At 68.0% G+C, this 23,876-nt stretch carries 25 protein-coding genes; 13 read left to right on the top strand and 12 right to left on the bottom strand.

What is annotated here, in order from left to right:
- Window positions 1-59 precede the first annotated feature (59 nt).
- The gene (gene pdxY, locus EAW56_RS03775; RefSeq protein WP_095546535.1) at window positions 60-911 is read left to right on the top strand and encodes a pyridoxal kinase PdxY; all 852 of its coding nucleotides are present in this window, start codon (window positions 60-62) and stop codon (window positions 909-911) included.
- Window positions 911-1,756: a pyridoxal kinase gene (gene pdxY / locus EAW56_RS03770; protein WP_122085166.1), complete on the top strand. Its 846-nt coding sequence runs from the start codon at window positions 911-913 to the stop codon at window positions 1,754-1,756. Before pdxY (EAW56_RS03775) ends, pdxY (EAW56_RS03770) begins: the two co-directional genes overlap by 1 nt.
- Here pdxY (EAW56_RS03770) and fmdA read toward each other — a convergent pair.
- Together fmdA and EAW56_RS03760 are read right to left on the bottom strand one after the other, a co-directional pair.
- Window positions 1,753-3,006 (bottom strand): formamidase, encoded by a 1,254-nt coding sequence (fmdA, locus tag EAW56_RS03765; RefSeq protein WP_095275496.1) that lies wholly within the window; start codon window positions 3,004-3,006, stop codon window positions 1,753-1,755. The genes pdxY (EAW56_RS03770) and fmdA overlap by 4 nt on opposite strands.
- Window positions 3,007-3,014: 8 nt before the next feature.
- Window positions 3,015-3,302, bottom strand: coding sequence for an FmdB family zinc ribbon protein (locus EAW56_RS03760; RefSeq protein WP_122085164.1), 288 nt, complete (start codon window positions 3,300-3,302; stop codon window positions 3,015-3,017).
- 129 nt (window positions 3,303-3,431) lie between these two features.
- Between EAW56_RS03760 and EAW56_RS03755 the strand changes: the two genes are divergently transcribed.
- Genes EAW56_RS03755 through EAW56_RS03740 form a run of 4 tightly spaced genes read left to right on the top strand, consistent with a single transcriptional unit; the run spans window position 3,432 to window position 7,764 of the window.
- A complete protein-coding gene (locus EAW56_RS03755) occupies window positions 3,432-5,216 on the top strand; it encodes an ABC-ATPase domain-containing protein (protein ID WP_279629692.1) in 1,785 nt (594 codons plus the stop codon).
- 11 nt (window positions 5,217-5,227) lie between these two features.
- Entirely contained in the window at window positions 5,228-6,238 is a 1,011-nt protein-coding gene (gene era / locus EAW56_RS03750; protein WP_122085162.1) for a GTPase Era, read from the top strand.
- The gene (recO, locus tag EAW56_RS03745; RefSeq protein ID WP_122085160.1) at window positions 6,228-7,010 is read left to right on the top strand and encodes a DNA repair protein RecO; all 783 of its coding nucleotides are present in this window, start codon (window positions 6,228-6,230) and stop codon (window positions 7,008-7,010) included. Before era ends, recO begins: the two co-directional genes overlap by 11 nt.
- A gap of 7 nt (window positions 7,011-7,017) precedes the next feature.
- On the top strand, window positions 7,018-7,764 hold the full coding sequence (locus EAW56_RS03740; protein ID WP_095547371.1) for an isoprenyl transferase: 747 nt from the start codon (window positions 7,018-7,020) through the stop codon (window positions 7,762-7,764).
- A 2-nt stretch (window positions 7,765-7,766) separates the two neighbouring features.
- Here the strand turns inward: EAW56_RS03740 and EAW56_RS03735 are convergent, their stop codons facing one another.
- Window positions 7,767-8,216 carry a Fur family transcriptional regulator gene (locus EAW56_RS03735; protein ID WP_095275502.1) on the bottom strand — a complete coding sequence of 150 codons (450 nt, stop codon included), beginning with the start codon at window positions 8,214-8,216 and terminating at the stop codon, window positions 7,767-7,769.
- Between the two features lie 20 nt (window positions 8,217-8,236).
- A complete protein-coding gene (locus EAW56_RS03730) occupies window positions 8,237-8,752 on the bottom strand; it encodes an ArsR/SmtB family transcription factor (RefSeq protein ID WP_244213343.1) in 516 nt (171 codons plus the stop codon).
- Window positions 8,753-8,951: 199 nt separating this feature from the next.
- Between EAW56_RS03730 and EAW56_RS03725 the strand changes: the two genes are divergently transcribed.
- Genes EAW56_RS03725 through EAW56_RS03715 form a run of 3 tightly spaced genes read left to right on the top strand, consistent with a single transcriptional unit; the run spans window position 8,952 to window position 11,271 of the window.
- Entirely contained in the window at window positions 8,952-10,334 is a 1,383-nt protein-coding gene (locus tag EAW56_RS03725) for a glycine--tRNA ligase (RefSeq protein WP_122085158.1), read from the top strand.
- Window positions 10,335-10,339: 5 nt separating this feature from the next.
- Window positions 10,340-10,846 (top strand): hypothetical protein, encoded by a 507-nt coding sequence (locus EAW56_RS03720; protein ID WP_095275504.1) that lies wholly within the window; start codon window positions 10,340-10,342, stop codon window positions 10,844-10,846.
- Entirely contained in the window at window positions 10,843-11,271 is a 429-nt protein-coding gene (locus EAW56_RS03715; RefSeq protein ID WP_095275505.1) for a hypothetical protein, read from the top strand. The genes EAW56_RS03720 and EAW56_RS03715 overlap by 4 nt, the downstream gene beginning before the upstream one ends.
- Window positions 11,272-11,278: 7 nt before the next feature.
- Here the strand turns inward: EAW56_RS03715 and EAW56_RS12660 are convergent, their stop codons facing one another.
- A complete protein-coding gene (locus EAW56_RS12660) occupies window positions 11,279-11,446 on the bottom strand; it encodes a hypothetical protein (RefSeq protein WP_158221617.1) in 168 nt (55 codons plus the stop codon).
- Window positions 11,447-11,586: 140 nt separating this feature from the next.
- On the bottom strand, window positions 11,587-13,608 hold the full coding sequence (locus EAW56_RS03710) for a TPM domain-containing protein (protein ID WP_122085156.1): 2,022 nt from the start codon (window positions 13,606-13,608) through the stop codon (window positions 11,587-11,589).
- A 56-nt stretch (window positions 13,609-13,664) separates the two neighbouring features.
- Between EAW56_RS03710 and EAW56_RS03705 the strand changes: the two genes are divergently transcribed.
- Window positions 13,665-14,936, top strand: coding sequence for a deoxyguanosinetriphosphate triphosphohydrolase (locus tag EAW56_RS03705; RefSeq protein WP_122085154.1), 1,272 nt, complete (start codon window positions 13,665-13,667; stop codon window positions 14,934-14,936).
- Window positions 14,937-14,942: 6 nt separating this feature from the next.
- Here the strand turns inward: EAW56_RS03705 and EAW56_RS03700 are convergent, their stop codons facing one another.
- From EAW56_RS03700 to EAW56_RS03685, 4 genes are all read right to left on the bottom strand, one after another.
- Complete coding sequence (locus EAW56_RS03700) at window positions 14,943-15,872, bottom strand: ArsA family ATPase (protein ID WP_208636482.1); 930 nt, start codon at window positions 15,870-15,872, stop codon at window positions 14,943-14,945.
- Window positions 15,863-16,117, bottom strand: coding sequence for a cory-CC-star protein (locus EAW56_RS03695; protein WP_095275508.1), 255 nt, complete (start codon window positions 16,115-16,117; stop codon window positions 15,863-15,865). Before EAW56_RS03695 ends, EAW56_RS03700 begins: the two co-directional genes overlap by 10 nt.
- The gene (locus EAW56_RS03690) at window positions 16,104-17,789 is read right to left on the bottom strand and encodes a carbon starvation CstA family protein (RefSeq protein ID WP_122085152.1); all 1,686 of its coding nucleotides are present in this window, start codon (window positions 17,787-17,789) and stop codon (window positions 16,104-16,106) included. Before EAW56_RS03690 ends, EAW56_RS03695 begins: the two co-directional genes overlap by 14 nt.
- A gap of 109 nt (window positions 17,790-17,898) precedes the next feature.
- Window positions 17,899-19,134, bottom strand: coding sequence for an esterase-like activity of phytase family protein (locus EAW56_RS03685; RefSeq protein ID WP_122085150.1), 1,236 nt, complete (start codon window positions 19,132-19,134; stop codon window positions 17,899-17,901).
- Between the two features lie 144 nt (window positions 19,135-19,278).
- Between EAW56_RS03685 and EAW56_RS03680 the strand changes: the two genes are divergently transcribed.
- On the top strand, window positions 19,279-20,130 hold the full coding sequence (locus EAW56_RS03680) for a hypothetical protein (RefSeq protein WP_122085148.1): 852 nt from the start codon (window positions 19,279-19,281) through the stop codon (window positions 20,128-20,130).
- On the opposite strand, the gene EAW56_RS03675 is transcribed toward EAW56_RS03680, so the two are convergent.
- On the bottom strand, window positions 20,131-20,394 hold the full coding sequence (locus EAW56_RS03675) for a hypothetical protein (RefSeq protein ID WP_095535455.1): 264 nt from the start codon (window positions 20,392-20,394) through the stop codon (window positions 20,131-20,133). It abuts the gene before it with no gap.
- Complete coding sequence (locus EAW56_RS03670; protein WP_122085146.1) at window positions 20,387-20,788, bottom strand: guanyl-specific ribonuclease; 402 nt, start codon at window positions 20,786-20,788, stop codon at window positions 20,387-20,389. Before EAW56_RS03670 ends, EAW56_RS03675 begins: the two co-directional genes overlap by 8 nt.
- A gap of 23 nt (window positions 20,789-20,811) precedes the next feature.
- Here EAW56_RS03670 and dnaG point away from each other — a divergent pair, with 23 nt between their 5' ends.
- Window positions 20,812-22,704, top strand: coding sequence for a DNA primase (gene dnaG / locus EAW56_RS03665; RefSeq protein WP_122085144.1), 1,893 nt, complete (start codon window positions 20,812-20,814; stop codon window positions 22,702-22,704).
- A gap of 108 nt (window positions 22,705-22,812) precedes the next feature.
- Window positions 22,813-23,871, top strand: coding sequence for an HNH endonuclease signature motif containing protein (locus EAW56_RS03660; protein WP_147453250.1), 1,059 nt, complete (start codon window positions 22,813-22,815; stop codon window positions 23,869-23,871).
- Window positions 23,872-23,876: the final 5 nt, after the last annotated feature.

Here is a 23,876-nt window from a genome sequence, read left to right as displayed (position 1 = left end):
GGCTGCGTTTGTGGCCCCTAACGCCCCCGTCGCAAAGCGGCGGGGGCACAATAGGTGGTATGAGTAACATTCTCTCCATCCAATCGGCAGTTGCGTATGGGCACGTGGGCAACTCGGCCGCCGTCTTTCCCCTGCAACGCATCGGCCACGAGGTGTGGCCGGTGTACACCGTCAACTTTTCCAACCACACCGGTTACGGTCACTGGACCGGCCCGATGATCCCGGCCTCGGATGTCGCGGACATCATCAAGGGCATGGATGAGCGCGGCGCCCTCGAGCGTGTCGACGCGGTGCTTTCCGGCTACCAGGGCGGCGACGACATCGCCGACGTGATCGTCGACGCCGTCGCGCAGGTCAAGGCCAAGAACCCGAACGCCATCTACGCGTGCGACCCGGTGATGGGCAACGCGAAGTCGGGCTGCCACGTCTCCGACAACATCCCGCCGCTGCTGCGCGACAAGGTCGTGCCGGCCGCCGACCTGATCACCCCGAACCAGTTCGAGCTGGGCTACCTCACCGAGCGCGACGTCACCGACCTGGACTCGACGCTGGCAGCCGTGGACGCCGCCCGCGAGATGGGCCCGTCGACCGTGCTGGTCACCTCCGTCGAACGCCCCGACGCGCCGGAGGACGTCATGGAGATGATCGCCGTGGACGACAAGGGCAAGTGGATCGTGCGCACCCCGCGCCTGCCGTTTAAGCGCAACGGCTCCGGCGACGTGACCGCCGCCCTGTTCACCGGCCACTACCTGCGCGGCGGCGACGCGGCGGACGCGCTGGCGCGCACCGCAAGCTCCGTGTACGACATGTTGCGCCTCACCCACGAGGCGGACTCGCAGGAGCTCAAGCTTGTGGAGGCGCAGGACTACTACGCCAACCCGCAGCTGCAGTTCAACGTGGAAGCGCTGTAGTGAACATCGTTTCGCTGCAGTCGGCGGTGGCGTACGGGCACGTCGGCAACTCGGCCGCCGTGTTCCCCATGCAGCGCCTCGGCCACGAGGTGTGGCCGGTGCACACCGTCAACTTTTCAAACCACACGGAGTACCCGACCTGGCGCGGGCCCGTGCTGGGCGCTGACAACGTGCGCGAGATCCTGCGCGGCATGGAGTTCGCTTTCCCGCAGGTAGACCTGTTTGTCAGCGGGTACCTCGGCACTGCCGAGATGGCGGAGGTGGTGCGCGACGCCGTCGTGGCAATCAAGGAGGCCAACCCGCAGGCGCGCTACGTGTGCGACCCGGTGATTGGTAACTCGGAGGTCGGCTCGTTTGTCAGCGCGGACATCCCCGATGTGTATACGGAGACGCTCATCCCGCTTGCCGACGCCATCACGCCCAACCAGTGGGAGCTCTCGCTGCTGACCGGCCGGCGCCTCGACCCGGGCGACGCTGCGTACGCCGCGGACGCGGAGTACGCGGAGTACACCGAGGCGCTGGCGGACGCCGCGCGGTCGCTGTGCAGCAACGCGCTCATCACCTCGGTGGAGACGGGCAACCCGGAGACGATTGGGATGGTCGACGTGGCGTCGACAAGCGTCCTGCGCACGGACGCCCCGCGGCTCGGCGGCAACATTGTTGGTGCGGGTGACCTAGCGACGGCGCTGTACGCCGCGCTCATCGACGTCGCGCCGCAGCAGCGCCTCGACCACCTCGCCGGGACGATGGGCGCGATGGTGCGCGCGGTGCGCGAGCGCGGGCTCGACGAGCTGCCGCTCGTTGAGCTGCAGGAGTGCATCGTCGACCCCGCACGTACCGCCTAGGCGAAGGACGAGCGCGGCGCGCCGATGCCCGGGTCGATGCGCGGCGGCTCACCGGCGCCGGGGCGGATGTCAATGTCAAAGATTTCCGTCGGCAGGTACACCGTGGCGCACGCGTTCGGAATGTCCACCACACCGGAGAAGCGGCCCTCGATCGGCGCCGCGCCCAGCAGCAGGTAGGCCTGCTCCGGGGACCAGCCGAACGTGGTGAGGTAATCAATGGCGTGGAGGCACGCGCGCTGGTACGCCAGCTGGGAATCCAGGTAGCGCTGCTCGCCCTCGAGCGTGACGGAGGTGCCGGAGAACGCGAGCCACTGGCTGTACTGCGGCTCGACGTTGCCCGGCATGAAGATGGCGTTTTCGGTCACGCCGTACTTGGCCATGCCGTCCTTGATCACGTCGACGTGGAAGTCGATGAAGCCGCCCATCTCGATGCCGCCGCAGAACGTGATCTCGCCGTCGCCCTGGGAGAAGTGCAGGTCGCCGACGGAGAAGTTCGCGCCGTCGACGTAGACGGGGTAGAACACACGCGTGCCCTTGGACAGGTTCTTGATGTCCTGGTTGCCGCCGTTTTCGCGCGGCGGGGCGGTGCGGGCGCCCTCGCCGGCGACGCGGTCGAAGTCAGCGCCGGTGAGCGAGCCGAGGATGGCGTGGTCCGGCTCCGGCGGCAGCGCGAGCGGAGGGACGCGCTCCGGGTCGGTGGCGATGAGCGCGGCCTCGCGCTGGTTCCACTTGCCCAGCAGCTCGTGGGACGGGGCGGTGCCCATGAGGCCCGGGTGGATGATGCCGGTGAAGCTCACGCCCGGGATGTGGCGCGAGGTCGCGGTCTGGCCGGTGAAGTCCCACACGGCCTTGTACGCGTCGGGGAACTGGTCGGTGAGGAAGCTGCCGCCGTTCTTCTTGGCAAAGATGCCAGTGTAGCCCCAGCCCTGGCCGGCGAGCGGGCCCTCCTCCTGCGGGATCGGCCCCACGTCCAGGATGTCCACAACCAGCAGGTCGCCCGGCTTCGCGCCTTCGATGCGGAACGGGCCGGACAGCGCGTGGACCTTGTTCAGCGGCGCGTCGCGGATGTCGTCGGCGCTGTCGTCGTTGTGGATGTCGCCGTCGAACCACTCGCGGCAGTCAACGCGGAAGGTGTCACCGGGCTGCACCGTCTGGATCGCCGGGATGTCGGGGTGCCAGCGGTTGTGGCCGACGGTCTCCTGATCCGGGAACGGCTTGGCGGAATCGAGTGGGAAAAGATTCTTCGGCATGCTGCCTCCTAAGGCTTCGGAAGTTTGGCGTGTTGCGGGTTGTGCGAGACCGGGGTGGCGCGCCGGTTGCCGGCACGCGGGACCGAGTTCACGACCGCGGGTTCGTATGCGCTCTTCTGCGTTGCCTCCACCAGCTGGGCCTTTCGCTTATCGACGCTTCCCACAGCCGGTGCACTAATCACCCTCGTCGCCTCCTCGCCGCAGTCCTTGCAGTCCGTCGTGCGCGACTGGGAGGACATGGGAAGAAGCCGCTCGGTGGTGTGGCCGGTTGGGCAACGAAATTCATAGAAAGGCATCTGCTTCACTTTCTTTTTCAGCAGTGGGTTCAAGCACAAAAGCACGGCCAGTGTAACGCATACCGAGTAGGGGTACGCGGACACCGGCCGCCGATCGGGGGTGGCGCGTCCCCGACTACGGTGGCGGGCATGGCACAGCAACGCAGACACCGGAACCACCGAACCGACGCGCGGAGCTCGCGCCCCGCACAGCGGCGCGGCACCATCGACCAGCTGGATCGGATGTGCCGCGACATCGACGGCGCCGGCTACGGCGCGTACAAGAAGCTCGCGGGCGAGTACGAGGGCGGCGAGTTCCGCCTGGTGGTGGACAAGGTGCAGTCGGACCCGTTCGCGTCGCCGTCGAAAATCCGCGTCATCGTGCCGCGCGATGCGCTCGATTTGGGTGGCGAGTTCACCGCGACGCGCGGCGACCGCATCGCCGTCGCCGACGTGCTGGCGCGCGAGGCTGCGGCACTCCTGCGCTCCGGCGGCGCGCCCGGCCGCGGAGGGGGAAGCGGCAAATCCAACACCATCAGCATCGGGGCGCTCGGCCAGGAGGTCCTCGAGCGCACCAACGTGCTGGTGGGGGAGCGCGACGTAGAATTCCGCCTGCTCGTCGGGCTGCCCGCGCGCGGGCGGCGGGTGCTGGGCAAACAGGCGGCGCAGCTGCTCACGCAGGACGTCCCCCAGCTCGTGCAGCGGGCGGCGGCGGTGTCGCGCCAAGCCCTGGAAGACGCGGTGTGGCTGCTCCGGGACCAGGAGGCGCTCCGCGCCGAACTGCCGGGCCGCGGGCTCGTCGCGTTCGTCGCCGACGGCGCGAACCTTCCCCGGAAGTCGGGCGCGAGCGACCTGCCGCTCGACGGCGGCGTCCCGTTCCGCAGTCCGGAGCCGCTGCGTGTCACGTTCGACCTGCCTAGCGGCCGCACCGTCACCGGGATGGGCGTCCCGGAGGGGCTCACCGTCATCGTCGGCGGCGGCTACCACGGCAAGTCCACGCTGCTGCGCGCACTTGAGCGCGGCGTGTACCCGCACACGCTCGGCGACGGCCGCGAGTTTGCCATCACCCGCGCCGACGCCGTGACGGTGCGTGCGGAGGACGGCCGCCCGGTGACGTCGCAGGACATCTCCACGTTCATTGCCAACCTGCCCAACGGCGCCGACACCGCGCACTTTTCCACCGCCAACGCCTCCGGCTCCACGTCCCAAGCAGCCAACGTTATCGAGGCTCTCCAGGCGAGTGCGAGCACGTTGCTTATCGACGAAGACACCTCCGCCACCAACTTCATGATCAGAGACACCGTGATGGCGGAGCTCATCGCCGCCGACCGCGAACCGATCACGCCGTTCAGCGCGCGCGTCCGCGGGCTCTACGAGGCACTCGGCGTGTCGACGGTGCTGGTCGCCGGCGGCTCCGGCGCGTACTTGGGGCTCGCGGACACCGTGATCGCCCTGGACGCCTACGTGCCGAGCGACGTGACAGAACGGGCCCACGAGGTCGGGCGCGGGCACGCGCCCGCGCAGCTGCCGGTCACACCGGAGATGTTCGCGCCGGATGCCCGCACGCTGTCGGGCCCGACCTTTGTCTCCGGCGGCTCAAGCGGCTCAAGCGGCGGGCGGCGCCGCGGGCCGAAGGCGCGGGGGCAGGACACCATCAGCGTGGGCAAGAGCGACATCGACATGTCCTTCCTGCCGCAGCTGGCCGGGGCACCGCAAACGGCGGCGATCGCCGCCGCGCTGGAGCGGCTGGACGAGTGGTGCGGCCGCGGCGGGGCACCGGTGGCGGTGGGCGTCGAGAAGCTGCTCGGCGAGCTCGAGTCCGGCGGGCTCGCGGCACTCGTGCCGGGGCGCGCGCACCCGGGGCACCTCACGGCGCCGCGGCGGTTTGAGATCCTGGCCGCGGTGAACAGGTACCGGGGGCTTCGCACCGGGTAGGATTACGCGCCATGAGCACTTTCTTCCCCGACGAGGCCGACCTGCCAGACGACGCGCGCGCCGATACCACCGGTGGCACGGACGCGGCGCCCCGCTCGACCGTGCCCGGCTTCACCGACACGCCGGAGGGCTTCCGCTCCGGATTCGTCAGCTTCGTCGGCCGGCCCAACACCGGCAAGTCCACGCTGACCAACGCGCTCGTGGGCGAGAAAGTGGCCATCATGGCGGACCAGCCGGAGACGACGCGCCGGCCGATCCGCGGCATCGTGAACCGGGAGGACGCGCAGGTCATCATCGTGGACACGCCCGGCATGCACCGCCCGCGGACGCTGCTCGGCGAGCGGCTCAACGACGTGGTCAAGGACACCTTCGCAGACGTCGACGTCATCGGGTTCACCGTGCCCGCGGACGAGAAGATCGGCCCCGGCGACCGTTTCATCCTGGACCAGATCCGCCGCATGAAGCCGAACACGCCGATCGTTGGCATTGTGACCAAGTTGGACAAGGCATCGCGCGATATGGTCGGCGGGCGCCTGCTCGCGCTGCACGAGCTGCTCGGCGGTGACTGCGAGGTGGTGCCGGTCTCCGCCACGGACGGCGTGCAGACGGACGTGCTGATGGACATCCTGGTTGGCCAGCTGCCGGAGGGCCCGCGCTTCTACCCGGTCGGCGACGTCACCGACGAGGACCTCGAGGCGCGCATCGCCGAGCTGATCCGTGAGGAGGCGCTGCAGGGGCTTCGCGACGAACTGCCGCACTCCGTAGCCGTCCAGATCGATGAGATGGTGCCGGACCCGGACAACCCGAACCGCACCATGATCTACGCCGTGATCTACCTCGAGCGCCCCGGGCAGCGCCGGATCCTGGAGGGGCCAAACGGCCGTCGCCTGTCCGGGATCACCCACCGCTCGCGCCAGCAGATCATAGACCTGGTAGGCCACAACGTGTACCTTGACCTGCGCCTGAAGGTGCTGAAGAACTGGCAGCAGGACCCGAAGGCGCTGGGCCGCCTTGGCTTCTAAGGCGACTCGGCCTACTCGGTCTTCGAGGCCTTCGCGCCCGGGCCGCCCGTCCTGGCGCGACCGCGCGTTCGTCGTCCGCACCTACGACTTCGGCGAGGCCGACCGCGTCGTCGTCCTGCTCACGCGCTCCCACGGCCTGGTCCGCGGCGTGGCCAAGGGCGTGCGCAAGGCGCGCTCCCGGTTCGGCTCCCGCCTGCAGCCCTTCGTCGACTTGGACGTACAGATCTACCCGGGCAAGGGATTGTCTACAATCACCGCCGCCGATACCGTGGCCTACCACGGCGCGCGCATCATCGAGGACTTCGAGCGCTACGCCGCGGCGTGCGCGATCCTGGAGGCGGCGGACAAACTCGCGTACGAGGAGGCGGACCCCGAGCTGTTCGACCTGGTCAAGGACGGCATCCGCCAGCTACAGACGACGGAGGCGCCGACGCAGGTCCTCGACGCGTTCATCCTGCGCGCCACCGACCACGCCGGCTGGGGGCTGTCGCTGTACAACTGCGCGAACTGCGAGAAGCCTGGCCCGCACCGGGCGTTCAACGCCGCCGTGGGCGGGGCGGTGTGCACGAACTGCCGCCCGCCGGGGTCGATGACGGTGGCGGAGGAAACCCTGCACGCGATGTGGCTGCTCGCGCGGGGCTATGAGTACACGCCAGACTCGGCGACAGCGGAGTCGACGGTGGAGGCGCAGGTGCACCGCGCGGCGACCGCGCACCTGCAGTACCACCTGGAGTCCGGGTTGAAGAGTTTGCGAATGATGGAACAGGCATAATAAGGGCATGACTTTGCGCCAGATCGATCCGGAATTCATCCCCCGCCACATCGCACTCGTGATGGACGGCAACGGCCGTTGGGCGCAGCAGCGCGGCATGAAGCGCACCGAGGGGCACAAGCGCGGCGAGGCAGTGCTCATGGACTGCGTCGATGCCTGCATCGAGATGGGCACGGTCGAGTGGCTGTCGGCCTACGCGTTTTCTACGGAAAACTGGCGCCGCGCGGCGTCCGAGGTCCGCTTCATCCTCGGTTTTTCCCGCGACGTGCTGCACCGCCAGCGCGACGAGCTGAACGAGAAGAACGTCCGCATCGTCTGGGCCGGTCGGCGCCCGCGCCTGTGGCGTTCGGTGCTGCGCGAGCTGGAAGCGGCCGAGGAGCTGACCCAGGACAACACCGGACTGACGCTCGCGATGTGCATCAATTACGGCGGCAGGGCAGAGATTATCGACGGCGCACGCCAGCTCGCCACTGACGCTCGTGACGGCAAGATCCGCCCGCAGGACATCAACGAGCAGACGTTTTCCAAGTACCTCTACCGGCCCGACATGCCGGACGTGGACTTGTTCCTGCGCCCCAGCGGCGAGCAGCGCACCTCGAACTTCCTGCTCTGGCAGTCGGCCTACGCGGAGATGGTCTACCAGGACAAGCTGTTCCCGGACTTTACCAAGGACGACCTGTTCGAGGCGGTCTACGAGTACGCCAAGCGCGACCGGCGCTTCGGCGGCGCGGTGGATAAGTTCGCGGAGAAGTAAGGCTACGCGTTGGCGTCGAGAAGCTTCCTGCACTCGGCGCAGATGCCGTAGATCTCGGCGTCGTGGGCGACGAGCTGGTAGCCAAACGAGTTCGCGGTTTCGCGCGCCCAGGCCTCGATGGGCCCGCCGTCGATCTCCTCGCTGCAGCCGCACTTCGTGCACACGAGGTGATGGTGGTGGTGCTCGGTGATGCAGTGGCGGAAGAGCGTCTCGCCGTCGGCGTTCTGGAGCACGTCGACGGCGTCGATCTCCGCGAGCGACTGCAGCGTGCGATACACGGTGGTCAGGCCGACCTTCTCTCCACGCGCATCCAGCTCGGCGTGGATTTCTTTGGCGGTGGCAAACTTATCGACGTCGCGCAGCGTCTCCACCACCGCCGTGCGCTGGCGCGTCATGCGCGCTCCGAGTTTGGGGATGGGCTCCTTCGGCGTCCTCTGGTGCTGCTGTGCCATACTTATCTACGGTAGCGCGGCTACTCCACCGGCTGCCGCGGGGTCTGCGGAACGATCCCGGGGTCCGCGGTGGGAGCCACGGTGGGGGACATCGTTGGTGGGGCCACGATCGCCGCGCCCATGCCGGCGCCCACGCCGGGGGAGGTAGGCGCGTCGCTGTCCCCGCCGTGCTCGCGTTCGCTGCGCTTCTCGGCCAGATCGTCGCGCTCGGCGTTCGCTTCCTCTGCCTCCTTGGTCACCCGGGTGGCGGCCCGGGAGAGCGCGAAGATGACATCTCCGGCCTCCGGCACCACAAGGCTGTAGATCACCTCGCGGCCGGAGCGCGAGGAGGTGACCAGCCCGGCGGACTTGAGCACGCGGAGGTGCTGCGAGATCAGCGGCTGAGACTTCTTCAAGTTGGCCACCAGCTCGTGGACCACGTGATCGCCGTTGTACAGCATGAGCAAAATCTGCAGCCGCAGCTCGGAGTTCAGCGCGCTGATGAGCTCCGCGGTTGCGTCGAGGTTTGCTGGGGCGCTTCGTTTACGTCGTGCCAAGGCGCCGCCCCTTTCTAATCGCTGTGGGCGTTCTCAGAATTCTCAGTTTAGGAAATTTACGAGGCTTTTGCCAGTTTCTTGCCCAAGGGCTTGAGCGGGCGTGGGGCATTCGCGCGGTGCGCGCCCCATGCGCATACGCCGGGCGTGCGCTGGGCTACACTAGCACCGTTACCCGAAACCGGATTACAGGAGGCTATCCGTGCCCGCCAGCAAGATCGATACCGTTGTCAACCTCTGCAAACGCCGTGGACTCGTGTTCCCCGCGGGCGAGATTTACGGCGGTACGCGCTCGGCATGGGACTACGGCCCGCTGGGCGTAGAGCTGAAGGAAAACATTAAGCGCCAGTGGTGGCGCCACATGGTGCAGTCCCGCGACGACGTCGTGGGCGTGGACACGTCCGTGATCCAGCCGCGCCAGGTGTGGGTGTCTTCCGGCCACGTCGAGGTCTTCACGGACCCGCTGGTGGAGTCCCGCCATACCGGCAAGCGCTATCGCGCCGATCACCTCATCGAGGCGTACGAGGAGAAGCACGGCCACGAGCCGGAGAACGGCCTGGCAGACATCAACGACCCGGAGACCGGCCAGCCCGGCGACTGGACCGAGCCGAAGGCGTTCTCCGGTCTGCTCAAAACCTTCCTGGGCCCGGTGGATGATGAGCAGGGCCTGCACTACCTGCGCCCCGAGACCGCCCAGGGCATCTTCGTCAACTTCAAGAACGTGATGACCTCGTCGCGCATGAAGCCGCCGTTCGGCATCGCCAACATTGGCAAGTCCTTCCGCAACGAGATCACCCCGGGCAATTTCATCTTCCGCACCCGCGAGTTCGAGCAGATGGAGATGGAGTTCTTTGTCAAGCCGGGCGAGGATGAAGAGTGGCACCAGTACTGGATTGATGACCGCTACAACTGGTACGTCGACCTGGGCATCAAGGAGGAGAACCTCCGCCTGTACGAGCACCCGAAGGAGAAGCTGTCGCACTACTCCAAGTGCACCGTGGACGTGGAGTACGCCTTCGGCTTCAAGGGCTCCAAGTGGGGTGAGCTGGAGGGCGTGGCCAACCGCACGGACTACGACCTCTCGGTGCACGCGAAGGGCTCCGGCGAGGACCTGTCCTACTACGACCAGGCCAACGAGGAACGCTGGATCCCCTACGTCATCGAGCCGGCCGCCGGCCTGGGCCGTTCCATGATGGCCTTCCTGGTGGACGCGTACGACGAGGAAGAGGCGCCCAACGCCAAGGGCGGCACCGACAAGCGCGTCGTTCTGCGCCTGGACCGCCGCCTGGCTCCGGTGAAGGTGGCAGTGCTGCCGCTGTCCAAGAAGGAGGAGCTGTCCGTCCCCGCCCGCGAGCTGTCGAACACGCTGCGCAAGTACTGGAATGTCGACTTTGACACCTCCGGCGCGATCGGCCGCCGCTACCGCCGCCAGGACGAGATCGGTACGCCGTTCTGCGTCACCTACGACTTCGACACCCTCGAGGACAACGCGGTCACTGTCCGCGAGCGCGACACGATGGAGCAGGAGCGCGTGAAGATTGACGAGCTCGAGGCCTACCTCGCCGCCCGCCTGATCGGGGCATAAGCGCGATGCACTACGTCAGCTGGGACCGCTCGGATCGGGACAACCTGAAGTTGCTCGCCGAGGCAGGCCCCGAAGTGCTCGGCGAGTTCACGCACGACCGCGCCGTCGTGGCGGGGCAGCAGTGGGAACTGCTCGCGTCGCCGGAGTCGGGTGCGGTGGCGTCGCGAGGCGGCAGCGAGTTCGTGCGCGCGCACGATTCGCTGAAGCGCGCGAAGCAGATCCGCGTCGACGTGGAGGGCCGCACCTACCAGATGGTCGCGGAGACCTCGAAGAACTGGATCGTCGACGATGCCTCCGGCACGAAGGTCGCCCAGTTCACCTCCGATCACAACGGCGTGCGCAAGGCCATCCTGGAGTTCGAGGGCGAGACCGAGCTTTCGCTTCTCGACGTCGCCGCGCTCGCCTGGGTATCCCGCGAAATCTTGGAGGCGCGCAAGATCGTCTCCTCCAACGTGCTGATCGCAACGCTCCTGCTCTTCTCGCTTGTTGCCGTGCTAGTGTTCGTGCTGTGATTTGGCGCGACAACCTGCTGATCCGCGAGGACGATGACCCGCCCGCCGAGGGCGGCGCGCGCCTCGCGGCGGTGGAGGACGGCACGCTGCGCTTCGGCGCCACGCCCCTCCGCTTCACCAGCGGCAACCCGGCTGACCTGCGCGCTGAGGGCGCGCACGGCGAGCAGTTCGCGGTCCGCAAAACGTCGTTCACCGTCGCGCGCTACGCCGCGGACTGCAACGGCGCCGCATACGAGCTCAACCGGACTGGGCTGCGCCCGCGTCGCGAGATCGTTGACGCCCAGGGGAACATCGTCGCGCTGACCGTCGCGCGCGCGAACGGCGATCTCGCGGTCACCGTCCCGCGGGAGATCACCTTGGACATCGTGTTCATGACGTGGTGCTTGACGCTTATCGACGCCCCCGTGCGCCGCACCCGCTACTAATCCACCCCTACTCGGCGTCGTCCGGCGAGCCGACGTAGATGCTCTCGCCCCTGCGCAACGCCGACACGAGCTGCGCCAGTGTTTCGCGCGCCGCAGCCGAACTGGAGCAGCGGCGGAGTGCGTCGAGCTCGTTGAGGTCTTCAGGGGTGAGTTGCTTGGTGATAAGCGCCCTCATCGTGAAAACCTCCCGCTTCCGCTCGTGGTGGCTGGCTGATGTTTGCCAACCAAAGCTTATGTGGATCTAATGTATCGCAGCTGTGATTCAGACACTACGGAACCCCGGCCGTTCTAGCAACGGGACACCTGTCTGTGCTGCTAGAACGTGCCGCCGCGGCTAATGTTGCCGCCACCGCCACCGCCGGAGAAGCCGCCGCCACCGCCACCGCCGCCAAAGCCGCCGCTGAGAATCGCGCCCCACATGGCTGCGCGCGCGATGTCGCCGGCGGTCTGGCGGTTCTGCTGGGAGCGGTAGTGGTCCACGTCGTCCTTGGCCGCCTGGTAGGCGCGCCGCGCGGTGTCCGTGGCGGCGCGGGCGAAGTCGATCGCGCCGCGGGTGTCGCTGGTCCGCCGCTGGTGTGCCTCGGCGTACTGGCGCTGGGACTCGGCGAGCAGGGAGCGTGGGTGCGAGCCGATGATGCGGCCGCGGGAGCGGATGAGGTCTTCGGCCGACTGGATCTGGGTCGTGGCTACCTGCATCTGCTGGGTAAACAGCTGGAGGGCGCGGGACTGGTCGTTGGCAACACCCTTGGCGCGGTCCAGCTGGGCGTCGATGCGCCCATCCAGGTCCGTCAGCTCGGTGTAGAGGGCGAGCGGGTCGGTCTCAGCGCGGTCGCCCATCTGTGACAGGGCCTCGCGGGCCTGCGCGGCGATGGCGTCCAGGGATGCGACGTCGATACGCGCGCCCTGCTGCGTGGAGTCCTTAACCTGGTCGATTTCGCGCAGCTCGCCCTCGATCTCCTTGATCAGCGCGGGCAGGTTGTGCTGCGCCTTGGCCAGGTTGTCCTCGGCGTGCTCGATGGCGGCGAGGTTGGTGTCGGCGACCTTGACGGCTTGGGTGGCGGTGGCGAGGACGTCGATAAGCGCGCCCTGCTGGCCCGCTGGCTTCGCGGCGAGCGCGCTGGCCTCGCTCAGCTGTTTCTCGGCTTCCGCGAGTGAGGACTCGGCGACGTCGACGTTTTCATCGATCGAGTGCAGCATCCCCTCGTTGTGGCGGCTGCGCAGCTCCTCCAGCGTCGCCTTCGCCGGCTCGATGCGCGCGCGGATGTCGATGGTGCGGGCGCGAAGCGCGTTCACCTCTTCGTCGGCGCGCATGAGCGTGCCGCGCATGGCGTTGAACTCATCCGTCTTCGCCTTGAGCGCCTCCTCGGCCTTGCCGCAGCTGGAGATGATGTCAATGAGCATGGTGCGCTTTTCCGGCTCGGTCTCCGGGATGGCGTCGTAGAGCTTCTGGTGGGTGTGAAACGCGCGCTGCAGCGTGGAGGTCGCCTGGTTCATCGCCGAGGTGAACGGGCGCACGCGCTCGGCGCCGAACTCCGCGGACGCCACCTGCAGCTCCTCCTTGCCCTGCGTGATCGACTCGTCGGCGGCGACGAGGGCGTCGCGCGCCACCTGCTCGAGCGTCGGCGTGGGCAGGCGGCCGAGCGAATCGGTGTCGCCGGGCGTGAGCGCCTTGGCGGACTCGAGTTGCTTCGCGTTCTGCTTCTTGGTGTTGCGGCGCGACGCTACGTAGGCGCCGCCGCCGGCGAGCGCGAGCACGCCGACGCCGCCCGCGGCCCAGCCGGCGCCCGAGCCGCCATCGGAACCGCCGCTCCCGGAACCGCCCTTGCCGCTGATTGCGGCCTCAGCCGCAGCGGTGCCGACGCCCGCCCAGTCCTTGGCCGACAGCTTCTCATAGGCAGCAGCGTCCATCGCGTCGATGTCCTTCTGCGTCCAGTCGTTGCCGCCGAAGACGCCGTAGGCGCGCTCGTCCGGCGCGACGACCAGCACGGCGGTGTTCGCGCCGTTCGCGGCGACGGCCTGCTCCGCCCACTGCGGGCCGGTCAGGGTGCCCAGCGAGCTGGCGTACACCACGCGCAGCGAGAGGTGCTTCTCCTGGCTCACCTTCGTCACGGCGTCCTTGACGCTGGCCAGCTCTGCATCGGAGAGCACACCCGCGTCGTCCGTGACAGGCTGCGCGAGCTTGCCCGGCGCCGTCGCGGTGTCCACGGCCTGCGCGAGGACGGACGGTGCGTCGGGGGTTGGCGGGGTGGCGTGGGCGGCGGTCATGGGGGCGTCGATAAGCAATGCCCCGGCGATGAGCGGCGCGGTTGCCACGATGCGTAGATAGCGCGAATTCATGCCAACTAGGGTAGTCGCAACCGGGGAACGCGCGCTGCAGCCTTTACGCTTGGGGCGTGTACACCTATACAACTGAGGATTTCGCCCGCCGCGCGCCGGAGGCCCCGAAGCAGGCGCAGATCGCGCCGGAGCAGGACACGCGCGACGCCTTCGCGCGCGACCGGGCCCGCGTGCTGCACTCCGCCGCGCTGCGCCGGCTCGCGGATAAGACGCAGGTGGTCGGCCCCCGCGACGGCGACACCCCGCGCACGCGCCTGACGCACTCGCTGGAGGTCGCGCAGATCGCGCGCGGGATCGGCAGCCGCCTCGGCCTGCACCCCGACCTGTGCGAAATGGCCGGCCTGACCCACGACATCGGCCACCCGCCGTATGGCCACAACGGGGAAAACGCGCTCAACGCCGTCGCGCCCTGCGGCTTCGAGGGCAACGCGCAGACCCTGCGCATCCTCGCGCGCCTCGAGCCCAAAGTGCTTATCGACGCCACCTCATACGGACTCAACCTCACCCGGGCCTCCCTCGACGCCGCCGTGAAGTACCCGCGCACCCGCACCAACGCGGACGGCACGATCAACCGCAAGTACTCGGCCTACGACGAGGACGCGGACGTGCTCGCCTGGGCGCGCGCCGGGCACACCGACGACCGCCCGCCGATGGAAGCCCAGGTCATGGACTTCTCCGACGACATCGCCTACTCCGTGCACGACGTGGAGGACGGCATCGTCTCCGGCCGCGTCTCGCTGCAGGTCCTGTGGGACTTCGTGGAGCTTGCTGCGCTGGCGCAGAAGGGCGCGGACGCCTTCGGCGGCACGGCAGACCAGCTCATCGACGCCGCCGATCGCCTCCGCTCCCTGCCCGCCATCGCCGCGGCCGCGGACTTCGACTTCACGCTGCAGTCCTGGACGGGGTTGAAGTCCCTGACCTCGCAGCTGGTGGGGCGCTACGTCGGCGCGGTCACCGAGGCCACGCTTGCGAGCGCAGCGAACCAGGAACTCGTCACGGGGCTCGGCCGGGCCCACGGCAACCTCGTCGTCCCACCCGACACGGAGGCAGAGGTCCGCCTGCTCAAGACGGTCGCCGTCCTCTACGTGATGGACCTGCCCGCCCACATCGCGCGCCAGGACCGGCAGCGCGAGCGCATCTTCCGCGTCCACGAGTACCTGCGCGCCGGCGCGCCCGGCACGCTGGACACCGTGTTCCGCGCCTGGTTCGAGGCCGCGGACACGGACCTGGAGCGCGAGCGGGTGATCGTGGACCAGATCGCGTCGATGACGGAGTCGCGCCTGGAGCGCGTGGCGGACAAGGCGGCCGCCTTCGACGGGTTCCTGTAGCTCCGCCTAGAGCCGCTCGGCGATCTGCCCGAGCGCCTCGCGCGTGCCGATTTCGCCCGGGAGCCACGGCAGCTCCACCACCGGCACCGGTAGGTCCAAGAGCGCGAGCGCTTGTTGTTCCACGCCCCGCCGTCCCTCCAGAAACGTCCCCGCCTCATCCGGCGTGCGCCGGTTCACAATCGCGCTTCCCACGTGCACCCCGTTTGCGGTGAGCTCCTCGTAGAACTCCATCGACTCCATCACGGGAAGGCGCTCGGCGGTGAGCACGATGTGGAAAACGCACTTGGTGGGATCGGTGAGCATGGCGCGCAGGCGCTCGAACTTGCGGCGACGGGCGAGCAGCGTGGCGCGGATCTGCTGGTTGCGGCGGTCGACGGGCGAGCCGCCGATGCTCGAGCCGCCCATGCCGCGGACGAGGTCGCTGAACTTGTCCGACTTGTCGCGCCGCTCGAGCAGCCCGTCAGTGTAGGCGGCCATGAGCTCCGGCAGCGCCACGAGGCGGGAGGTGTGGCCGGAGGGCGCGGTGTCGAGGATGAGGTTGTCGTATTCGGACCCAGCAACCAGGTCGGCGATGCGCTCGAGCAGCGCCGCCTCGTGCATGCCGGGGGAGTGGCGCGACATTTCCAGGTGCCGGTCCACTTCGCGGTGGAGGCGCTCCGGCATCATCGCGCGCATGGAGTCGCCGACGGCGCGCAGGTGCTGCTGCGTGATGGCGGCCGGGTCGAGCTCGATGGCGTCGAGGCGTGGCTCGAGGGTGACGGGGGCGTCGTGAAGCGCCTCGCCCCAGATGTGGCCGAGATTGTGGGCGGGGTCGGTGGAAACGAGCAAGACGCGGCGACCGCGCGCGGCAAGACGCACGGCGGTGGCGGCGGAGATGGTGGTTTTGCCCACGCCGCCTTTGCCGCCGAAGAACATGACTGGTGCGTCTAGCAGCATGAGATCCCGTCGAGTGGTGAGCGTTCCATGCCCATGCGGGTGTGCCAGGCGTGGAAGTCGTCGTACAGCAGCGGCAGCAACTCGAGCGTGTAGTAGCTGGCCGGGTTGGGGATGCCGAGCGTTTCCGACGCCACGAGCAGCGTAAACAGGTCGTCCTCCTCGCGGGCTGCGCGGGCGAACTCGCGGCGGTACGGCGCCTGGTAGAACTCGCTGAGGCCCGCCCCGAGGCGCTTAAGCAGTTGCATACTCGTCGTCCCAGGTCATCGCGGGCTCGCGGCGCGCCTTGCTAATCGACGCCACCGCCTCAACCACCACCCACACGGCCGCAACAATGATGACGACGTCGATGCCCAGCAGCAGCCAGTTGCCGGCCTCAAAGAGCGTGCGCAGCTGCAGCACGGCGGCCCAGAGCGACATGAGGGTGACAAACACCAGCGGGATGAGCAGCGGCAGGGTGGGGCGGCGCAGCTTGGTCAGGATGACTACCAGGACGGACAGGGTGAGGCCGGCCATGAGCTGGTTGGTGGTGCCGAACAGCGGCCAGATGATCATGCCGCCGGAGCCGTCCATGCCGGTGGAGAACGTCAGGCCCAGTGCGGCGCCGACGGCGATGATGGTGGCGACCAGGCCGGAGAGCTTCACGCCCATGATCTCGGCGATCTCGCCGACGACCATGCGCTGCAGTCGCACGCCGGAGTCCATGGTGGTAGCGGCGAACAGGACGGCCATTGTGGCCAGGATGGTGGCGGACAGGGACGTCGGGATGCCGAGGCCCTCGTTCATGAGCGCGCCGCCGCCCTCGACGAACGCGTTGACGCCGCCGGCGTTCCACTCGTTGTACACGCTTTCCCAGTCGGCGAGCGTCTTGTATCCGGCGGTGGTGGCCACGATGGTGCCCAGGGAGAGCAGGCCCTCGCCGACGGCGCCGAAGTAGCCGACGAAGCGCGCGTCCGTCTCCTTGTCCAGCTGCTTGGCTGACGTGCCCGAGGCGACGATGCCGTGGAAGCCGGAGACGGCGCCGCACGCGATGGTGACGAACAGGAGCGGGAAGATGCTCGGGGTGCCGGCGGGGACGGCGTCATTGAGCGTCGGCGCGACGATCTCCGGGCGGACGATGAAGAACGAGCCGTACAGGATGATAAGGCCGACGAACAGCTGCAGGCCGTTGATGTAGTCGCGCGGCTGCAGCAGGACCCACACCGGCAGCAGCGAGGCGATGAAGGCGTAGACAAACAGCAGGATGATCCACACGCCTCGGTCCGGGATGCCCATGACGGTTTCGGGCAGGGCGACGGGGAAGCGGTCGCCGAGCACGATGAGCGCGTAGAGCGCGGCCACGCCGACCAGCGAGACCAGCGGCAGGTTCCACTTGAGGCGGTAAATCGCCTGGCCGATCAGGACGGCGACGATAATCGCGCCCCACGTGGGGATGACCGCCGACGGCGTGGCGATGAGCAGGTTCGAAATCACCACGGCGAACGCGGTGTTCACCATGAGCAGCAGCAGGAAAATGACCACGAGGAAGAGGTTGCGCCCGCGCGCGCCGATGTAGCGCCCGGACAGCGTGCCGATCGACTGGCCCTTGTGCCTTTGCGACGCCCACAGCGCCCCCAAGTCGTGCATCCCCGCAAAGAACACGGTGCCGAGCGTGACCCACAAAAACGCCGGCAGCCAGCCCCAGATCACGGCAACGGCCGGTCCGATGATCGGTGCCGCGCCCGCCACGGAGGTGAAGTGGTGCCCCCACAGCACGTACTTGTTCGTGGGCACGTAGTCCACGCCGTCTTCCATGGTGTGCGCCGGCGTGCGGAACGCGTCCGACAGCTTGAACACGCTGCGGCCGAGGAACCTGGAATACAGCAGGTAACCGGCCACCATCATGGCGAGTCCGATGATGACAAGGAGTAACGAGTTCATACGCCAACTTTCTTTCCGTGGTTCGTGTCACAACTGTGAGAAGTATGCCACACATCACACGGCGTGGTGCAAAGTGGGGGGCGTTGCTTATCGACGCTCCCCCGCCCCCTTACGGCACAAGAACTGTGTGAAATAGTGTTGACTGTGTGTCGTTGAAATTGTCGTCGACAGCAATGTGGAGGGTACGGCGGCCGTCATCCAGCATTGGCCCCCATGAAAGTGCCTCGACGTTGTCGGGCTGCGGTGGGTTGTCGGCGAAGTCGTACACCAATTCTTTAGTTGCGAGCTGCTCAGTCCCGTCGAGCGTGTCCTTGCCGAGAACATCGTCCGCGCCGCTGAGTGTGAGTCGGTAAATCTCTCCGCGGACTTCGCCGCTTTTTCCCAGCTCAGGGTAGAACCCGCGCTCAAGGACATAGAGCGACCCGTCTTCTGCCTCGAGCACGGATGTGATTCCGCGACCGGGGTTCGCGCGTACCGCGTACTCGTGAGTGGCGTTTCCGTTGGCCAGGTTATATTCGGTGATGCGATTGACTGAGCTGTGCTTCGGATCGTTGCTGGTCCCGTCTTGCGCGAGCGCATTCTCATTGATTGTCAGCGCGGTTGTACCACCATCCGCCAATGTCATTGCTTCCGGTCCGTTGTTGTGGTGGATGCCCTTCGTGTCGTGTCCATCGGGGAAGTGGTATGCGGGTGGATTGATTCGGCGGACTTCGCGACCAGCAGCGGTCGACTCAATCAGTTGCGGTGGAGCGACCTGTCCCTCGCGCGCGTCTCCCTCGGTGGTCCACAACAAGTTGCCATTGGGCAGCTGGCGAATCTCTTCCGCGTCGATGAATTCGGTGTAGTCGGAGCCGTCAGGAAGCGTGAGGCGCACCTCACCTTCATGCGCGAACCTGCGATGATCCTGAGTAGTGAAGATGTATGCGCGGATAGGGCCGTGTTCATGCTTGTCATCGGAAATTGCGATGTATCGCCCATCCTCGAGCTGATCCATGCCGCTGAGCCCGCCGATCGCGGGGTCATGCTCAGTCGCACTGAAGTCAAAACGACTGACGTACTCTGCACTTGGGAGATCGCTGGATGACACTCCCTCTTCGTTCTTCTCTGCCCCTGCGGCCAGAAGCACCTGAATGGCTACAGTGAGCGCGCCGCCTATGAGCACGCCGATACCGGCAACGGCGGCGACAGCCGCCGTAACCGGCACCGTTACATCGCCTACGTGAAGCGAAGTGCCGTTCTGGCCGACCGTGACCGGAACCGCAGCACTCGGGTCTGCAGTGGCTGTGACTGGCGAGAGCGCGATCGAGGCTGAGACCCCTAACGCGATGACGGTACGACTACGCATGCGTGACTCCTTTGAGAGATACAAATGTAATATCTCACACCTTAAAGCCGTCCCTGGAACATGCAACTTGGCCACAGCCACCGTTACGCTCCTACCGCAACTCCCGATACAACAAGTAGACGGCTCACAGAAAGGACACGCACCATGCGCACTTCATACCTCCCCGCCTTCTCCGCCGCGGCCCTCGCCGCCGCAGCCCTTGTCGCCCCGCACGCCACGGCCGCGGAGCTCGCGCCCAAGGGCGAGGCGTCCTGCACGCTCACGATGACCGCCGCCGAGCGCGCCTACGCCGACTCCTTCAAGAGCGAGGAAAAGGACCTGGGCGGCAAGCGGATCGCCGGCACGTGGGTCCGCGCCATCGAGGACGTCTACCCCGAGGCCAGCGCCTACAACGACCTCGACCTCCTGCAGAAGGTCATGCCCCGCAGCCTGGCGGAGCACTACCTGGCGGTGCGCGGGTCCGAAGCCGCCGCCGACGTCCCGTTCGGCCCGACCGCCGAGGCGGTCGCGGGCCTGGGCACCGTCAACGTCGCCGATACCACGGCCACCACCACTGCGGGGGACCGCGAAAACGGGCGCTCGCTGACGCAGCAGCTGCAGGCCGCGTTCCCCGGGCTGGCCAAGGAAAAGGCGGATTCGCTGGCGTACGTGCTGCAAAATGACGCCACCGGCAAGTACTTCAACGACCGCCTGGCCTACCACCAGGCGCTCGAGCAGGCGGAGCTGCGCTGCCACAACCTGCTTGCCGGTAGCGCGAAGCTGGCTAACGTCGACCTGCCCACTGCGGATCCCGTGCAGAGCGCGCCCGCGCCGGGCAGCTCGCAGCCCCACCGGGGCGAGGCGTCGTCGGCAGGCGCGACCGCCGGCGTCGTCGTCTTCTCGCTGCTTGCGGCGCTCGGCGTGTCGCTCGCGACCGTGGCCGCGGTGGGTCCCCAGCTCGGCATCGCGCTGCCGGAGTTCCCGGACCTCTCGGACCTCGCGAACATCCAGGTCTAGCTAGCGCACCAGCTCGACGCGGTTGTCGCGGAAGACGGCCGCGACCTTGCGCGTCTCATCCGCCGGCAGGTGCCAGTCGCAGGCGACGACGCGCGCCGGCCGCGCCTCGCGCAGCAGGTCGGCGAGGCCGTCGAGGTTGCGCGGCGCCGGGCGCTCGGGCCCGAACACCGCGACGGAGATCGCCCCGGCAACGTCCGCGACCGTGTGCACCGGCGCGGTGAGCAGCACCGGGTTTCGGTTGCGTCCGTGTCCTGTCCTATACATCTTGAACCTCCTCCACCTGGCAGAAGCTCTCGTAGTGGTCGGCGGTGTAGTACCACACCTCGGGGGTCTCGTCGCCGGCGCCGCCGTCGTTGTCGCGGCTTCCGGTGATGATGCGCCGCGCGCCGCGGTGTGACACACCCGGCGTGTCCACGGTGAACTCGCGGTAGAAGCCCAAGTCCTCGTCGGGGAGTACGCCCTCGTAGTTGCCAAAGCGGGCGTTGTCGTTGTCGGGGTAGGGGAACGGCCCGCCACGCTGCACGAGCGAGATCGTCTCGCTGGCCTCTTGCGGGAGGTTTTTGCAGGTTGGGATGGTGGGGGACGCGGGGGCGTCGATAAGCGAGCATGCGCTGAGCACGCCCGCGAGTGCGACGACAAGCTTTTTCACGCCACGCATTGTTGCACACTACGATTGGGCGCATGGCAAGGGGCAGGATTCCGGAAAGCGACATTGAGGCGATCCGCGAGCGCGCGGCGATCGAGGACATCGTCGGCGAGTACGTCCAGCTCAAACCGGCGGGCCACGACTCGCTGAAGGGACTCAGCCCGTTCAAGGACGAGAAGACGCCGAGCTTCCACGTCCGCCCCGCACGCGGCTACTACCACTGCTTTTCCACCGGCAAGGGCGGCGACGTCTTCAACTTCCTCATGGAGTTGGAGCAGCTCACGTTCCCCGAAGCCGTCGAGGCGGTCGCGGACACGATCGGCTACCACATCAACTACCAGGGCGGATCCACGGGCGCGCGCGACGTCAAGCCCGGCACCCGCCAGCGCCTCCTGGCCGCGAACAAGGCGGCGCACGAGTTCTACCGCGAGCAGCTCGAGACCCCGGAGGCTGAGCCGGGCCGCAATTTCCTGCTTGAGCGTGGCTTTGACAAGGAGCTCATCTACCGCTTCGAGTGCGGCTACGCGCCCGACGGTTGGGACACCCTGACGAAGCACCTGCTCCGCCGCGGCTTCGAGGTGCAGGAGCTTATCGACGCCGGCATTTCCTCCATGGGCCGCCGCGGACCCATCGACAAGTTCCGCCGCCGCCTCATCTGGCCGATCAAGGACGCCGCCGGCAACACCATCGGCTTCGGCGCCCGCAAGCTCTTCGACGACGACCCGATGGGCAAGTACATGAACACGCAGGACACGCTCCTGTACCACAAGTCGAAGGTGCTGTTCGGCCTGGACCTGGCCAAACGCGACATCTCGGAGCGGCACCAGACCGTGATCGTGGAGGGCTACACGGACGTTATGGCCATGCACGCGGCGGGCGTGACCACCGCCGTGGCGGCGTGCGGCACGGCGTTCGGCGCGGACCACCTCTCCGCGATCCGCCGCCACATGCTGGACGACAGCTACTTCCGCGGCGAGCTCATCTACACCTTCGACGGCGACGAGGCCGGCCAGAAGGCGGCCATGCGCGCCTTCGAGGGCAACCAGCAGTTCACGGGGCAGTCCTTCGTCTCCGTCGCGCCGGACGGGATGGACCCGTGCGACCTGCGCCTGGCCCGCGGCGACGTGGCGCTGCGCGACCTGGTGGCCAAGCGCGTGCCCATGTTCGAGTTCGTCATCGAATCCCTGCTCGCCGACTACTCGCTCGACTCCGCCGAGGGCCGCGTGCAGGCGCTGCGCCGCACCGTCCCCGTCGTTGCCTCCATCAAGGACACCGTCCTGCAGCAGGAGTACGCGCGCCGCCTCGCGGGCTGGGTCGGTTGGCCCAACCCGGACGAGGTGCTCGACCAGGTGCGGAGTGCTTCTCGACGCCCCCAGAAACCCAACCGACGCCCCCGCCCCACCCCCTCCGGCTCCGAACCGGCCCCCGGCCAGCCCCCGGCCCTGCAACCGCCGAACCCGCAGGACCCGCTCCTGTGGCCGCAGCGCGAGGCGCTGAAGATCGCGCTGCAATACCCGGACAAGGCGGGCACCTACTTCGAGGGCATCAACCCGGACGCGTTCACCAACGACGCCTACCGCCAGGTCCGCGAGGCCATCGCCAGCGCGGGCGGCGTCGCCTCCGCCACCGAGCACGGCGCGAACTTCCTCGCCGCCGTCGCCGCGGAGATGCGCGACCTGGCCGGCCGCAACTTCGTCTCCGAGCTCGCCGTCGAGCCGATCCACGCCGACGACATGGACCGCTACGTCGACTCCGTGCTCTCACGCCTGCAGGAGACGCGCGTGGGCGACCAGATCGCGCAGCTGAAGTCCCAGCTCCAGCGCATGCGCCCCGCCGAGGAGCCGGAGGCCTACAACGCCCTGTTCTCGGACCTCGTGGCGCTGGAGCAGGCGCGCCGCGAGCTCAACGACCGCGCCTCGCGCGCCTAACCCCTTTTAGACGCAGCGAACACCGCCTCGGTTCCCTTTCGGCGGCAAAGTCGGAGAAGAATCACAAACCCTTGTGACCTGCCCCGATGGGCCCATAGTGTGGTCGGCATGGACACCTTGACAGACATCGACGCGCTCATCGACCTGGACCGCCGCGCCATCGCGCTCGCGGGCCTCGTCGCGGGCATGACCGCCGCGGAGCTCACCGCGCGCGGCATGGAGGCGGATCGCGCCGAGCAGTTTGTCACCGTCGCCGCCACCTTCTATGGCCCGACCTCCCACAGCGCCTACCAGCGCCGCTGCCGCGACAAGGCGCTGGAGAACGGCCACCGCCTGGATACCCTCGCGTACATCGCCCGCGCGTCGCGCACGATCACCGACCCCACGGAGCGCTGGCAGTTCCGCGAGGCGTTGTGCGCGACGTCTGGCGACGGGGCGGAGGTGCGTCGTCAAGCGCGAGTCCTCAAACGCACACCCACGCCGCCGCCCGCGCACGGCTACCGCGTGGCGCGCTACGCCGACGGCACAATGCGGCTCTCCTTCGTCGGGCCCTCGGCGCAGCTCCAGGACGTGGTCGACTCGATGGAGGCCGACGCGCAAAGCGATTCGCTTTTCGACGCCACCGCCTGGCTCCTCAGCCGCAAACCCGTCGCCGAAACCACGGCCGTCGCCAACGTTGTGCTCACTGTGACCGACTACGCCCGGATCCTCACCGGCGACGGCGACGACATCCGGGTCGAGATGTCCAACGGCGCCGTGCTCACGGGCGCGGAACTGCTCGAGCGCAAGCTGCAGGGCAACGGCTACATCACGCTTGTCTCGCCGATGGAGGGGCCGCTCAACACGTACCGGGCGCGATTCGCCCACGACAAGCACCGGCGGATGATCGACACCGACGGCGCCCGGTGCTGCTGGCCGGACTGCCGCGCGCCGGCCGCGAAGGCGCAGGCGCACCACATCCACGAATACCGCGACGGCGGCGAGACGCACGCCGGGAACCTGTGCTGGCTGTGCTCGTTCCACAACGGAGTCAACGGGTTGCCGCAGTTCGGGCGGGTGGAGCGGCGCGCCGGGCGGATCGTGTGGATCAGCCCGGGCGGCCACGTCGTACCGACGGGGCGCGCCTACTCCGCGGTGGACGGGGAGCCGCCACCGACGTCCCCGTAAACGCT

The organism is Corynebacterium gottingense, assembly GCF_003693265.1.
Classification (GTDB): Bacteria; Actinomycetota; Actinomycetes; order Mycobacteriales; family Mycobacteriaceae; genus Corynebacterium; species Corynebacterium gottingense.
This window is presented reverse-complemented; position numbering and strand designations above follow the sequence as displayed.

Coding starts and splice junctions, on each gene's coding strand:
- pdxY (WP_095546535.1), top strand. CDS start 60: ATGAGTAACATTCTCTCCATCCAATCGGCAGTTGCGTATGGGCACGTG.
- fmdA (WP_095275496.1), bottom strand. CDS start 3,006: ATGCCGAAGAATCTTTTCCCACTCGATTCCGCCAAGCCGTTCCCGGAT.
- EAW56_RS03760 (WP_122085164.1), bottom strand. CDS start 3,302: ATGCCTTTCTATGAATTTCGTTGCCCAACCGGCCACACCACCGAGCGG.
- EAW56_RS03755 (WP_279629692.1), top strand. CDS start 3,432: ATGGCACAGCAACGCAGACACCGGAACCACCGAACCGACGCGCGGAGC.
- era (WP_122085162.1), top strand. CDS start 5,228: ATGAGCACTTTCTTCCCCGACGAGGCCGACCTGCCAGACGACGCGCGC.
- EAW56_RS03740 (WP_095547371.1), top strand. CDS start 7,018: ATGACTTTGCGCCAGATCGATCCGGAATTCATCCCCCGCCACATCGCA.
- EAW56_RS03735 (WP_095275502.1), bottom strand. CDS start 8,216: ATGGCACAGCAGCACCAGAGGACGCCGAAGGAGCCCATCCCCAAACTC.
- EAW56_RS03720 (WP_095275504.1), top strand. CDS start 10,340: ATGCACTACGTCAGCTGGGACCGCTCGGATCGGGACAACCTGAAGTTG.
- EAW56_RS12660 (WP_158221617.1), bottom strand. CDS start 11,446: ATGAGGGCGCTTATCACCAAGCAACTCACCCCTGAAGACCTCAACGAG.
- EAW56_RS03710 (WP_122085156.1), bottom strand. CDS start 13,608: ATGAATTCGCGCTATCTACGCATCGTGGCAACCGCGCCGCTCATCGCC.
- EAW56_RS03700 (WP_208636482.1), bottom strand. CDS start 15,872: ATGCTGCTAGACGCACCAGTCATGTTCTTCGGCGGCAAAGGCGGCGTG.
- EAW56_RS03695 (WP_095275508.1), bottom strand. CDS start 16,117: ATGCAACTGCTTAAGCGCCTCGGGGCGGGCCTCAGCGAGTTCTACCAG.
- EAW56_RS03690 (WP_122085152.1), bottom strand. CDS start 17,789: ATGAACTCGTTACTCCTTGTCATCATCGGACTCGCCATGATGGTGGCC.
- EAW56_RS03685 (WP_122085150.1), bottom strand. CDS start 19,134: ATGCGTAGTCGTACCGTCATCGCGTTAGGGGTCTCAGCCTCGATCGCG.
- EAW56_RS03680 (WP_122085148.1), top strand. CDS start 19,279: ATGCGCACTTCATACCTCCCCGCCTTCTCCGCCGCGGCCCTCGCCGCC.
- EAW56_RS03675 (WP_095535455.1), bottom strand. CDS start 20,394: ATGTATAGGACAGGACACGGACGCAACCGAAACCCGGTGCTGCTCACC.
- EAW56_RS03670 (WP_122085146.1), bottom strand. CDS start 20,788: ATGCGTGGCGTGAAAAAGCTTGTCGTCGCACTCGCGGGCGTGCTCAGC.
- dnaG (WP_122085144.1), top strand. CDS start 20,812: ATGGCAAGGGGCAGGATTCCGGAAAGCGACATTGAGGCGATCCGCGAG.
- EAW56_RS03660 (WP_147453250.1), top strand. CDS start 22,813: ATGGACACCTTGACAGACATCGACGCGCTCATCGACCTGGACCGCCGC.